The sequence below is a fragment of the Paenibacillus violae genome (genome assembly GCF_032461945.1).
Lineage (GTDB): Bacteria > Bacillota > Bacilli > Paenibacillales > NBRC-103111 > Paenibacillus_E > Paenibacillus_E violae.
Window position 1 is genome coordinate 25,986 of record NZ_JAWCUD010000025.1, and the last position, 10,562, is coordinate 36,547.

Annotated in this window: 15 protein-coding genes; 11 read left to right on the top strand and 4 right to left on the bottom strand. The window is 36.4% G+C overall.

All coding sequences use genetic code 11. From position 1 onward, the window contains the following. Positions 1-153: 153 nt before the first annotated feature. Entirely contained in the window at positions 154-393 is a 240-nt protein-coding gene (locus RQP52_RS35715; RefSeq protein WP_315956204.1) for an aspartyl-phosphate phosphatase Spo0E family protein, read from the top strand. Positions 394-668: 275 nt separating this feature from the next. On the opposite strand, the gene RQP52_RS36595 is transcribed toward RQP52_RS35715, so the two are convergent. After that, positions 669-1,163, bottom strand: coding sequence for a CBO0543 family protein (locus tag RQP52_RS36595; RefSeq protein WP_379174595.1), 495 nt, complete (start codon positions 1,161-1,163; stop codon positions 669-671). Positions 1,164-1,637: 474 nt separating this feature from the next. Here RQP52_RS36595 and RQP52_RS35720 point away from each other — a divergent pair, with 474 nt between their 5' ends. The 6 genes from RQP52_RS35720 to RQP52_RS35745 all read left to right on the top strand — a co-directional run bounded on the left by RQP52_RS35720 (position 1,638) and on the right by RQP52_RS35745 (position 5,852). Further along, on the top strand, positions 1,638-1,808 hold the full coding sequence (locus RQP52_RS35720; RefSeq protein ID WP_315956205.1) for a hypothetical protein: 171 nt from the start codon (positions 1,638-1,640) through the stop codon (positions 1,806-1,808). A 265-nt stretch (positions 1,809-2,073) separates the two neighbouring features. After that, a complete protein-coding gene (locus RQP52_RS35725; protein ID WP_315956206.1) occupies positions 2,074-2,610 on the top strand; it encodes a hypothetical protein in 537 nt (178 codons plus the stop codon). Positions 2,611-2,731: 121 nt separating this feature from the next. Further along, a complete protein-coding gene (locus tag RQP52_RS35730) occupies positions 2,732-3,235 on the top strand; it encodes a EutP/PduV family microcompartment system protein (RefSeq protein WP_315956207.1) in 504 nt (167 codons plus the stop codon). A 772-nt stretch (positions 3,236-4,007) separates the two neighbouring features. Beyond that, positions 4,008-4,538: an RDD family protein gene (locus tag RQP52_RS35735; protein WP_315956219.1), complete on the top strand. Its 531-nt coding sequence runs from the start codon at positions 4,008-4,010 to the stop codon at positions 4,536-4,538. A gap of 245 nt (positions 4,539-4,783) precedes the next feature. Next, positions 4,784-5,296 carry a hypothetical protein gene (locus tag RQP52_RS35740; protein ID WP_315956208.1) on the top strand — a complete coding sequence of 171 codons (513 nt, stop codon included), beginning with the start codon at positions 4,784-4,786 and terminating at the stop codon, positions 5,294-5,296. 370 nt (positions 5,297-5,666) lie between these two features. Further along, a complete protein-coding gene (locus RQP52_RS35745) occupies positions 5,667-5,852 on the top strand; it encodes a GNAT family N-acetyltransferase (protein ID WP_315956209.1) in 186 nt (61 codons plus the stop codon). A 481-nt stretch (positions 5,853-6,333) separates the two neighbouring features. Here the strand turns inward: RQP52_RS35745 and RQP52_RS35750 are convergent, their stop codons facing one another. Together RQP52_RS35750 and RQP52_RS35755 are read right to left on the bottom strand one after the other, a co-directional pair. Next, a complete protein-coding gene (locus tag RQP52_RS35750; protein ID WP_315956210.1) occupies positions 6,334-6,564 on the bottom strand; it encodes a cold-shock protein in 231 nt (76 codons plus the stop codon). Between the two features lie 63 nt (positions 6,565-6,627). Further along, positions 6,628-6,828 (bottom strand): cold-shock protein, encoded by a 201-nt coding sequence (locus tag RQP52_RS35755; RefSeq protein ID WP_315956211.1) that lies wholly within the window; start codon positions 6,826-6,828, stop codon positions 6,628-6,630. Positions 6,829-7,569: 741 nt separating this feature from the next. Here RQP52_RS35755 and RQP52_RS35760 point away from each other — a divergent pair. The 4 genes from RQP52_RS35760 (at position 7,570) to RQP52_RS35775 (ending at position 10,287) form a co-directional block, all read left to right on the top strand. Continuing rightward, entirely contained in the window at positions 7,570-7,851 is a 282-nt protein-coding gene (locus RQP52_RS35760; RefSeq protein ID WP_315956212.1) for a hypothetical protein, read from the top strand. A gap of 205 nt (positions 7,852-8,056) precedes the next feature. Continuing rightward, positions 8,057-8,584, top strand: a complete 528-nt coding sequence (locus RQP52_RS35765) for a hypothetical protein (protein ID WP_315956213.1) — start codon at positions 8,057-8,059, stop codon at positions 8,582-8,584. Between the two features lie 416 nt (positions 8,585-9,000). Further along, entirely contained in the window at positions 9,001-9,534 is a 534-nt protein-coding gene (locus RQP52_RS35770; RefSeq protein ID WP_315956214.1) for a hypothetical protein, read from the top strand. 255 nt (positions 9,535-9,789) lie between these two features. Further along, positions 9,790-10,287, top strand: coding sequence for a hypothetical protein (locus RQP52_RS35775; RefSeq protein WP_315956215.1), 498 nt, complete (start codon positions 9,790-9,792; stop codon positions 10,285-10,287). A 59-nt stretch (positions 10,288-10,346) separates the two neighbouring features. Here RQP52_RS35775 and RQP52_RS35780 read toward each other — a convergent pair. Then, a partial coding sequence (locus RQP52_RS35780; RefSeq protein ID WP_315956216.1) for a hypothetical protein occupies positions 10,347-10,562 on the bottom strand: 216 nt, incomplete at its 5' end.

Below are 10,562 nucleotides of genomic sequence, written 5' to 3' on the forward strand. Positions count from 1 at the left end.
TAATTGGGTCACAGTGAAGCATTCTACGTTCTTCCCTAGAAACAAGTTTAATTTTGTAATAGCAGTTTCGATGAACAAGGGTTGTGTAGAAAGGTGTTCAATAGGCTCAGTTATCTCAATGACAGAAATACCTCTGCGAATGGTGGCTTTACAATGAAGGAAGTAACTGGACTTTCAAAAGGTGAGATCGAGAGACTTGCTCAAGAGATCGAACGTGATCGTGCATTATTGCTTAGGATTGGTAATTCATTTCAACTGATTCATAGCGATCTCGTGCGACTTTCTCAAGTCTTAGACGAAAAGATCGTTGAGTATATGAAGTTAAAGCAACATCTTCGGCTGGCCAATCAACAGGGTGATGCAAATAATCAAAAGTCGTGTTCGAATGATTGAAACGGGATGATGAACCTGCATGGCTCAAGGCAAGTGATTCATTTGAGAAAATACAGCAATGGCAGCTAGTCTGATTTAAAGTGTTCAGCTGCCATTTTTCCAAGGCATCTTGCTTACCCCACACCAAATAAAAGTTCCAATCCATCCTTACGGATTTAAAGAGATCATGCGATACGAACTTTTTAGATGGTTATGTAAAAAATGTATAAATTTAGTATTTTTATGGGAAGCAATATTAAGAATCTTGCGAAAAAATACGGGATTTAGTGCTAGTTTTATTTCATTTTGCTGACAGGGACTTTAAAAAATACTAAAAGTCCTATAATAATCAATACACTTAGTCCGTAGGCTAATAATGGCTTTTTATAATGGAGCCGTATAAAAGGCAATTGAACAAGGTAAAAGATCACAGACCATCCGAAATTCCAACCATTATGGTAACTCATTAAACCCATTATGTAGTTTACTAACTCGATGACAGATAAAAGAGTCACCCAGAAGATAATCCAGGCAACTTGTTTTACCCATCCAGTTGGATAACGTCCTAGATATATAAACATAATAGCTGGATAAGAGAGAAACATTACAAGCAGATTGTTAAAAGTATGGTTTGGAATTAAATGCGTAGGGTCATATGTCCACAACGGATAATTGTATGTAAGAAAGTTATATAATAGGTCGAGCAGAATGACGAAGAGAAAGGTGGACTGATAATTCTTCCAGTTCCGCCAATCTCCCCAATGCCATGCTGCAAGATTCCATAACAACATGCGTACAATAGTGTAAATTTACACCATCTCCTTAAAAAACCAAAGCCCTTATTGGGGGTTTATGACATTCAATCATTTAGCCAACTTGAGACCAAATGAAACGGGTTAATTGAGTTGCGCGCTATAGTTCTAGTTTTATCCCGCTTGTGTAGAGACAATGAAAATAATGCATTTCCGAAACCGGCAAAAAACGGCCTAACTACAACTACATAAAGTTTGGTGTACGTTATTCATTCAGAGTGCGTTAATACTTATCGAAATCATTATACGATTATATCCATCTTTTTTTTTTATATACGAGCAAATCACCTTCTTCTGACCCAATTGCACATAAGATGACCGCAGTCAAACGGCGGACGGTCTGATGTTGGGGTTTCTGCGATATTGTTCGTTCGTAATTCAATAACCTACAATATTCTCTTTAACATTCAGCTTGGGGAGGGCGATTCGTCTACGGATGAGGGAAGACACTCGATGGAAACGGTGGCGAAAAAGGATCGTGCAATTAACTCGAAAAACGGCAGCCTTCGCTGCCTTTTTCTTCACGGTACGCCCAGCATGGGCGTCATCGGTGTCAGTCGCGAGGTGGAATCTGAAGGAAGCTGGAGGCAAACACACGGCTTGAGGTACACGAATCCAATTTGAGGCGGTTGCAGTCGGATGAGTCACCCATACATGACGAAATCCTAAGCTGCCAAATGTCTTGAGAAAATAATGTATTAGACTGAAAAATAAAGTAAACTGAGAAAATAAAGTTGTAGACTGTGGGTGGACATTACGAACGGGACACTCTAGTTCAACATCTAAAAAGCTACTGCGGGAGCCTTCACTACGATAATGGGAGGAAGCAAATTGCTTAAACGTAGCTCAAGAAGGAACTCAATTTTTGAGAAAATAGGAGTGAAATTAGATGATTGTACAAAGCATCTCATTATTATGGGGTAAAAAGACTAGAGGCGCGCCTTATTCCACTTTAAGGAATCAATACAATAAATCATTCTCTATCCCAGAATCAATGATAAATTATAAATTCGATTCGAAGATACCGTTTCAAAAAATTGATTTAATACAAAATGACCAAGGTATTATAATCAAAAATAACAAGGTTGAATATGTTGATGCGAACTTATGTGATTGGAAGATAGGGTGTACTGAAATACAAAGGAAAGAAGAACTTCTTTTAGTGTTTTTCAAATATACGAATTATTGCGGAAAACCAATAAGATACGACTCTAAACATAATTATTTGTCAGAAAAGGCTTTTGAGCTTAATATAAACGAATATGGAAGAATTATCTATAATGGGAGATTGGTAAACCATGATACAGGGGAATGGATCTATCAGTTAAATATATTGAACGTTTATAATTCAAATTGTAATAATAAAGAGGTATTAGTAGAGAAGATGCCATTGAAAGAATATAAGCAATTGGAAATTCTATTTTAGTTCTGCAGTCTTTTTCCCCTAACAAGTGTAAATTCACACAACTAACGGCGAACAGAATAAAGACACCGCGACAGCCATCGATGATTTATTGGCTGCCTTTTCCACGCTAACGGGCAGGATAATGGAAATTTCTGTAAAAAACGATGAGGTATCATCCAATTCTCATGTTTGTATGGAAGAGGTTATTTATATGCAAAGAATAATGATAATTGGTTCTTCGGGTTCTGGAAAAACGACTTTGAGTCAATTACTTAGCAAAAAGTTTAATCTGCCCTTATATCATTTGGACTTATTCTTTTGGAAGCCTAATTGGGTTCCGACACCTGATGAAGAATGGAAAGAGTTTATTAAGAAACTGGTTAAAGAGGATAAGTGGATACTTGATGGTAATTTTACAAGTACATTAGACGTAAGAATTCAACATGCTGACACCATAATATTTATTGACCTACCTAGAGCATTGCGTTTGTATAGGGTTGTTATGCGAAGATTAATGAAAAACAGAGAACGTCCAGATATAAACAAACATTGTAAAGAGCAGTTGGATTGGAAATTACTCAAATCGGTATGGCTATTCGGGGAAAAAAAGAAAACCAGAAATTATGAAAAAGTTAGAGCAGAGTAAAAACAACAAAAGAATTTATATTATTGAGAGTAATTCAGACTTAAAAGATTTTGTGCAAAAAATCACCCAAACTCAATTTAACTAACGGCTAAGCTAGTCCAACTCTACACTTACGAAAATTGGAGGTTAAAAATGTCCAACTTAAATTGGAAACAAGATAGAATTGGCTCCGCCATGCGCGGTGAGAATCGCTTGGTAATTACAGAGTTGAAAAGCGGGTTTGCTGGTAATTGGTGACACTCAGTTCTTGCCGGGATATTGTGTGTTGTTACCTTCGCAGAATGTTTGCTCGTTAGATCAACTCTCGTATAAGCAAAGAAGTGAATACCTATTAGATATGAGCATATTAGGTGAGGCGATTCAAAAGGCTTTAAATCCTCGCAGAATTAATTACTCCATATATGGAAATACAGATGCATTCTTGCATGCGCATGTGTTTCCAAGGTACGAGTGGGAACCGGAAGAGAGAAAATTCATGCCAGTATGGCAATACCCGAAAGAAATGTGGTCTGATGAGCAAAATCATTATTCCAATGAAAAGCATGGGGAGCTAAGGGCAAATATTTGTTCGCACTTGCTTGAAATAGTTAAGGAAGCATACACCGAGAAGTGAAGTTGACGGTACATTGCGAAGAACGAGAGCTTAATAACCATCAGGAGAAGGTTGCCGAAAAATTGATCGGCAGCCTTCTATGCTAGCGGTCAGGATAATTGAATAAAATCCTGAATAAAGCGTTATGTTCTTATTTTGGTCAAGGGGGGTTGAGATATTATTAAGCATGGAAATTTAAAAAGCGTATCTTTAGGCACCCGCATAATCGCCTTTTTATGGGATTATGTTATCATTGCGGGCTATATAATCCTGTTAATTGGCGTATCTTTTTTTATACGACCTTTGTTGATTCCACTGTTTACGACAAATCCATTGTTGGCGGAGATCAATGGATTTCTATTCATTACTCTGCCTGTATATCTTTATTTTGCCATATGTGAGGGATCGAAATCGCATGCGACATGGGGAAAACGAAAAATGGGGGTTGTGGTGACTGGCATTAACGGTCATTCAATCGGACTCGGATCCTCGCTATTTCGTTCTGCCCTTAAATTCGTACCTTGGGAACTATCCCATTTCACCATATGGCACATGGTCATTCCTTCTAAATACCCAAATTCATTAATTTATTCATTGTTAGCGACGGTCTACTGTCTGGCACTCATCTACTTGATAAGTCCATTATGGAGCAAAAATAAACAAACTATATATGACTTTATTGCGGGGACTGTTATAAGGTACAAGGATTAGGGATTAATCGATCTCATTAATTTGGGGTATCAGTATGGTCTGTTTTGTCTAAGCCTTACTGTCTTTAAGTTATATTTGAAGAAAGGATAGTTGAACTAACGAGGAACGTTTGTTCAATATACAATACAATGGGAGGCTGCCGGCATGATGGGCAGCCTATCGCTCTCTTAAGGGGAGGATTAGAAAGTTTAGTTACTCCCCCGAATTCATTGTATACATTTTGCTTTATTTAAGGGGGAGTATTTTTGAATGCAATATTAAAAGACTCTAAACAGATTCAATATTATACATATCTTGGACCAATATTTGAGGCCATTCATAATCGACAGCATGATTTCAACTGGTTATTAACAGACTTAGAACTCAACTGGATACCGGATGATTTTCTGAACTACTTTGAAGATTATGAAATAAATAAAGGTCTTTGGGATAGAGACAACAAATATTGGATTTCAGGTGACCAACTGACAAACTTAATTACCAATAATAAAATTCAATTTATTTGGGGCGTACTATCAGGGTTCAGGAAAACGGAGAACATTGAAATGAAAAATTTGAGCGTGATTCCATTTGCAGATGGTAATCCAGAGCTTTGGAAGCCTGGTGTCACTGTTCAATACCCCAAAGCGGAAATTGAAATAGTTTGTTGGGATTCTGAACTCACGCTTTTGATTAGTAACGATCAATCAATGGTTAAAAGCTTTATGGAGTTTTTTAAAGATGCAAAAGACCTTGATGAATATAATTTGAAAGATTGATAATCAAATACATTGTTATGCTCCCTCGGAAGGATACTTCCAATATGAGTTAAAATATAGTGTGAAGGTCAGACTTTTGGCAGGAGGGAATTCCGATGAGTAGGTGGGTCGGTGCGGCAGCTATTTGTGTCAATTCTGATAGACAATTACTTATGGTACTTCAAGGTAAACCAGACTTATCTATATAATGCCAGGTGATGTGATTTATTTCCGGGTGAACCAAATTTCCGACGGCTCTTTCGATACCCTGTATACGAATATTATGATTGAATATTTAAATGAAAGCTGCATTGAAATTAATATTTATAAAAAAGGGGCAGAACCAATAATAACATTGGTTCTGCCCTAAAAAGGTTATATTCCAGCAAAGATGCTGAATTTATTGACTTGTGGCTTCCATTGCTGGTATCAAGAAGAACGATCTAGAGCTGAAATCGGATTTGAACTAGCAAAAGGATATTGGGGAAAAGGAATTATGCTAGAAGCATTGGAGCCTGTAATAGATTTTGGTTTCACACAAATGGGTTTAGTCATAATTGAAGCAACTGTTGAGTAAGGAAATGGCAGATCTATAAACTTACTTCGAAAACTTAATTTTGTAAGAGATAGTGAATTAAGAGAAACTAGTTTATTATTACTTGCTATAAGAACTTGGGGATTACGCTAACTGGGATTTCTGACCTTCGATTCGAAAAGGCTATATAAAGGAGGCAACCAAACAAAAGGCATCCCCCCAAAACAGTGAAGAAGAATGAAGAAAAAACGCAGGAAACCATTATCAACCACGAACTCTTTTTAATTGTCCTTGCAGGTCGAGTGTAAGAAGTCATTTCTTTAATTATGATATACCATCCCTTTCATTACTTGTGTCATTCTTTAAATTGCTTAAATTGGCTGCATTAGTCTGCAAACCCTGTTTGGAATAAAAATTAATAATGTCATCAATAGTAGAAAATGCGACATTAACGTTCGAATTAGGTGTACTTATGTTGATAGAAAACCGCTTTTCTGATGTAGTAACATCTTTATTTTATATATTATGAGATTAGTCTGCCTTTATGAAGAGACTTCATATTTTTATTGGAGTTAGAAATGATAGGGAGCATTTTTAAGCTACTAATCATGGGAGAAAGGCACTGATGGCAAATTGGGACGTACTCAAACGAAAAATTGTCACGAATCCACCCCTTACAATCTTCATTATTGCATGCCCATACTTTCGTGTTTTCCTGAACGAGATCTACTAACGATTTTCTTCGAAAATACATAGTTTTCTCCTCCTTAGATAAAAAAACTGCCCTTAACACTTGTTAAGGACAGTTCACTGTGAATTACAGTTTTATAACATTTTCGGCTTGAGGACCGCGGTTGCCTTGAGCTACATTAAATTCAACGTGTTGTCCTTCGTCCAACGATTTGAATCCATCCCCTTGAATTGCGGAGAAATGAACGAATACGTCATTTCCGCCCTCCATTTCAATAAATCCAAAACCTTTCTCTGCGTTAAACCATTTCACTGTTCCTGTTTCCATAATAAAATTACCTCCAAATTGTTATTAACATGCTTTTTTAAACAAAAAAAATCACACATTGAAAAAGGTACCATTACACAAATGATCACTTTTTCAATATGTGAGTTTATGTTAGAGCTGTTTATAACCCAATCTTAGCACATAAAAGTGTGATAATCAAATTTATATTATTTCTCCTTTACCTATATGACAAATGTCCGGCGAACGTTTGTTCAATATAAAATACAATGGGAGGCTGCCTGCACGATTGGCGGATATTTTGAGATATGGGGACTTAGGAACATTTCAAATCGGGATGAAGGCTGAGTAGCTACTAAATTTCCTTGAGAATTATATCGAGGAAAGATCTAATTATCTAGTTGTTAACACATCCATATTGTTGTTTTGGTTAATGAACGAGAAACGATTGTCGAATTAACATCGAAGGACGAAGCTGCCGGCAACGATCGGCAGCTTCTTTTCGTTAACGGTTTTAGATGAGACACGTTCAGTTAGAATTCCATGGCCTTGAGCTCGTAGCCAGGCAAAATTAAAAGAATGCTGCCTCAATTTATTCATGGATTCGTCTCTCTAGGCAGTGCGCCTAGTATACACTCGTTTTTTTTTTAATAAATTACAGTAATTAGGTAATATTTGTATTGCACGTTCGATGCTTGTAATATAATTAAAAAGAACTATACTCGTAGTCGATTATGCCATCAGTTGGTGAGTTTATAAAATACAAGGATGGGGAGTGTACAGATGGATATAAAATTTGCGAAAGAAGTTTATCAAAAACTTGAGTCTAAAGGTTTCACTGTTTTTGAGGGTGAAACTTCTGACATAATTGCCATCTCTAAAATTCTACATAACCAAACTGGGCATTCATATGATTTACAACTTACGTTCAAGGATGGGAAATATGATGGATTTACTTTAGGTGGAGATCAGGAATTAAATAATGAAACGTTTAAAAAATATGAGACAATGGGGATCATGGATTTGATTACTAACACCATAAAAGATGTTCTATTTAGACGATGAAATGAACTTTTTTAAGAGAGAGTTCTCTGTTCAAATAAATACATCATAACGGTTGAATGACGAAGCTGCCCGCTCGGTCGGGCAGCTTCGTTACGTTAACGGGCAGTTTAGCGGATTTAATCAGAATTAAATTACTGTAAAATAGTGGAACTTTTGTGAATATTGAACGTCTAAATGATTAGAAGTAATTACAGGAAGATGATTCATGAATAAATTATTTACATTATTAAACTTGGGAGGCGTAACATTGAAAAAAGTCTTAATAACCAGTTATATATTATTAATAGCTATAATATCTGCTTGTGGTCCTAGTGAGAAATCTACGGTATCTGTAACTCCAAACGCTAGTCCTTCATCCTCTTCAACACTAATTCCAATTGTAGTGCCTACGATAACGCCGATAACAAGTGTAATGCCTTCCGAAAAGCCTTTACCTAATACCCAACCGACAGCTACGTCAAAAGTAAAAAACAGTTATTACAATAAAAAATATAACTTCTACTTGACGCTTCCTGATAGCTGGCTTGGGAAATATGAAATGTTGGAAGCTGTTGACGATAATAACATTGGAAGTGTTGACTTTATCAGCACAAAGAATAAATCAAGCGGGGGATCAGTGTTTACAATTGGGATATGGAATAAAGCTATGTGGGATTCGCAGGGTGAAGACATTATTAGGAATACTCATACTAGAAAAGGACGGAAATATATTCACTATCAGCACTCCTACTGATGTGGAGTATGATTTGACAAATCAGAATGCAAAATCAGAGTATCTTTCTATGCATGATGACGTAAAAAGCATAGAATCCTCTTTTATATTAAATTAGAGCATTCTGCAATTAATGAACTTCATTTCCTTTACCAAAAGTGGAGCGTGGTTAAAAATGCCAACAGGCTACTGTGTTCAGTTTGTTACTACTGCTTGTTGTTCAACTAACGATGAACGTTAGTTCAATAACAACAAAGAGATAAAAATCAATATCATATCTAGACAGGGTGGGTGCAAAGGTAGCATGTTTAAAGCTACCTTTTTATTGTTTGAGCTGTTGGGGAGTAAAACGCAACTATCAATGAATTTGCGACGTCCTATAAAATAGGGATTATATGGTTAACGACTATTACTTCAATGATATTGGGTGATAAACAATGAAAAGAAAAGTATTAATGATTACTGTTATGCTGATTTTCACAGGTTGCGATCAGTCAAGAGAGGTTAAGCCATTTAATACACCAAAGATTACTGATGATACACCACTAATACTCCCCTTGCCCGAACCTATCTCAACTGTAGTTCCACTACCTGGCATTATCTATATCGATGATAAACAATATTCGGACCCTACTCAAAATGATGCAGTTAAAATCATTAACGAAAATACAATGTCCATCAATAGTCGCGATAAAACTAAGTTTCTTGCAACCTTTGCTTCTAGTTCAAGTGGCGATGAATCACGCCTAGAGAGCAATTACAATTATTTTACTGAGTTTCAAAATGAGTATATTCTCAACACGGAGAGTATTAAATTTAATCAAGATGATAATGGGAGTGGACCCAACGAATACGGAGTTACTCTAGTGAGAACGATCTATTTAAAAAGCAAAAATGAAACAAAGCAAGAAACATCAACTTATTACTTTAAAGAAGTTAACAATCAATTGAAGCTATTCGCGATAGATTAGAACAAAAATATAATTTGCAGTGTCCAAGAGAATTCCAAGACGGACTCTATATCTAAGTGATATAGGAAATGACGTTTCAAGGCTTAAGCCAGAAAAATGACTGGAGTAACAATGCAACAACGGTACGCTAACGCAGAAATATTGTTGAACAAACGTAAAAAAGGCTGCCGCGTGCAGCCTATTGTTAACGGGCAGTTTAGCGCAACTTCCAAGTAATGGAATCGTATAAAGTAAGACGATTGAGGAGGTTAATTCGTGAAATTAAAAACAAAACTAATTGCCATTACAGCTATATGTTTAGTTGGGGCAAGTATATTTTCTATTTCAGCACTAGCTGAAAAAGATGTACCCTCTCTGAAATCTCTAATTAAGGGTAAGCAAGCTCAATTTGATGATGAGTTCAATAAAATGGACACGATGCCCATCCAATCAAAAGAGGACCAAGAGATAAGAAACCAACTAGGCAATAAAACTAAGAGTTTGGGTAGTGAGATCAGAAAGCTTCAACTGGAAGCTGATCCTGACGATACTGAAAATTTTGCTAAGCAATTAGAGGAATCCATTGGTAACTTGACACTTTGTGTTATAGGATTTAAACAAGATGCGGTAAGATATAACGACGATAAGTATCTCAAACAGGCAGAAGAAGTAGAAAAAAGAATTGAAAAATTGAAAAAAGGAAAAGAACAATACCAAAAAAATGAAAAGACCGTAAAGCAACTTCGTAAAGAACTCGATATTCCTGTACTATAAATGTACTATAATTTATTATCCTCCACACAATTAAACTCCCTCGGTATGATTTAATTTCCTCACGCAAGCTCGTCTATTCGCAGGATTTCATCCTTTAGGTTTCGATGCTGAATGAAAAGGAGCGAGATATATTTAGGGTGTTTCGTTAAAAGGGCATGCGGGAATAGAGGTGGAGTTGAATCACCCAGTTCATTCCAATTACTGCACGTATTCTCCACGGTGCCCTTAGCGATTTTCACTCCCATGTCTCGACGGGTCAATAGCCCTTTCATTCC

Excerpts from the sequence above, each read along its gene's own strand:
- RQP52_RS35715 (WP_315956204.1), top strand. The coding sequence starts at position 154 with ATGAAGGAAGTAACTGGACTTTCAAAAGGTGAGATCGAGAGACTTGCT.
- RQP52_RS36595 (WP_379174595.1), bottom strand. The coding sequence starts at position 1,163 with ATGTTGTTATGGAATCTTGCAGCATGGCATTGGGGAGATTGGCGGAAC.
- RQP52_RS35720 (WP_315956205.1), top strand. The coding sequence starts at position 1,638 with ATGGAAACGGTGGCGAAAAAGGATCGTGCAATTAACTCGAAAAACGGC.
- RQP52_RS35725 (WP_315956206.1), top strand. The coding sequence starts at position 2,074 with ATGATTGTACAAAGCATCTCATTATTATGGGGTAAAAAGACTAGAGGC.
- RQP52_RS35730 (WP_315956207.1), top strand. The coding sequence starts at position 2,732 with ATGGAAATTTCTGTAAAAAACGATGAGGTATCATCCAATTCTCATGTT.
- RQP52_RS35745 (WP_315956209.1), top strand. The coding sequence starts at position 5,667 with ATGCTGAATTTATTGACTTGTGGCTTCCATTGCTGGTATCAAGAAGAA.
- RQP52_RS35750 (WP_315956210.1), bottom strand. The coding sequence starts at position 6,564 with ATGTATTTTCGAAGAAAATCGTTAGTAGATCTCGTTCAGGAAAACACG.
- RQP52_RS35755 (WP_315956211.1), bottom strand. The coding sequence starts at position 6,828 with ATGGAAACAGGAACAGTGAAATGGTTTAACGCAGAGAAAGGTTTTGGA.
- RQP52_RS35760 (WP_315956212.1), top strand. The coding sequence starts at position 7,570 with ATGGATATAAAATTTGCGAAAGAAGTTTATCAAAAACTTGAGTCTAAA.
- RQP52_RS35765 (WP_315956213.1), top strand. The coding sequence starts at position 8,057 with ATGAATAAATTATTTACATTATTAAACTTGGGAGGCGTAACATTGAAA.
- RQP52_RS35770 (WP_315956214.1), top strand. The coding sequence starts at position 9,001 with ATGAAAAGAAAAGTATTAATGATTACTGTTATGCTGATTTTCACAGGT.